The organism is Bradyrhizobium sp. LeoA1Lang, assembly GCF_055413685.1.
This window is the reverse complement of the sequence record NZ_JBVAPG010000437.1, coordinates 1-854: the sequence shown is the minus strand read 5'-3', so window position 1 is coordinate 854 and position 854 is coordinate 1. Positions and strand designations below refer to the sequence as shown.

Sequence of the window (854 nt, the reverse complement as noted above, 5' to 3'; positions counted from 1 at the left end):
GGTCAAGATTCGCGATGAAGGCATGGTCAAGAACAAGGCCGTCTATGTCGCGCTGGCGCTCAATCCGGACGGCGAGAAGGAGGTTCTGGGCTTGTGGATTGAGCAGACCGAAGGTGCCAAATTCTGGCTCAAGGTCGTCAACGACCTGAAGACGCGTGGAGTCAACGATATCCTGATCGCGGTGGTCGATGGGCTCAAGGGCTTTCCCGAGGCGATCGCCTCGGTCTATCCGCAGACCGTGGTGCAGACCTGCATCGTGCACCTGATCCGCAACAGCTTGGCGTTTGTAGCCTGGAAGGATCGCAAGGCGATCCTGCCTGCCATCAAGGCAATCTACCGGGCCGAGAATGCCGACATGGCGCTGGTCCGGCTCGAGGAGTTCGAGGACGAATGGGGCAAGCGCTATCCGGCGATCGGCCAGGCCTGGCGCCGCGCCTGGGAACAGGTCGTGCCGTTCTTCGCGTTCGCTCCTGGTGTCCGCAAGATGATCTACACGACCAACGCGGTCGAGGCGCTGCACCGTAGCTTGCGCAAGATCATCAAGACCCGCGGCAGCTTTCCAAACGACGACGCAGCGTTGAAGCTGCTTTATCTCGCCATCAAGAACGCCGGATTGAGGTGGCGGCGGGGCGTCGAGTGGACTGCCGCCATGGGCCAGTTCGCCATTCAGTTCGGCTCGCGTTTTCCGGGATCAGCGCGATGACCAACGTGTCGATCGGCCGTCTTATCCGGCGGCCCGAGTTTGGCCGATCAGCAAGCTCTGTCAAGGCGGGCCTGCGGCCCCCGCCTGCGGCGGCTACGGCCTTGACAGAGCTTGCTGCCCGGCCACTGTTAGCCACCATGGGATCGACACC

At 62.3% G+C, this 854-nt stretch carries 1 protein-coding gene; it reads left to right on the top strand.

Annotation, left to right across the window (positions count from 1 at the left end):
• Positions 1 to 703 (top strand): IS256 family transposase (locus tag ACZYOF_RS44005; RefSeq protein ID WP_463719624.1); only part of this gene is annotated, 703 nt, incomplete at its 5' end.
• Positions 704 to 854 lie beyond the last annotated feature (151 nt).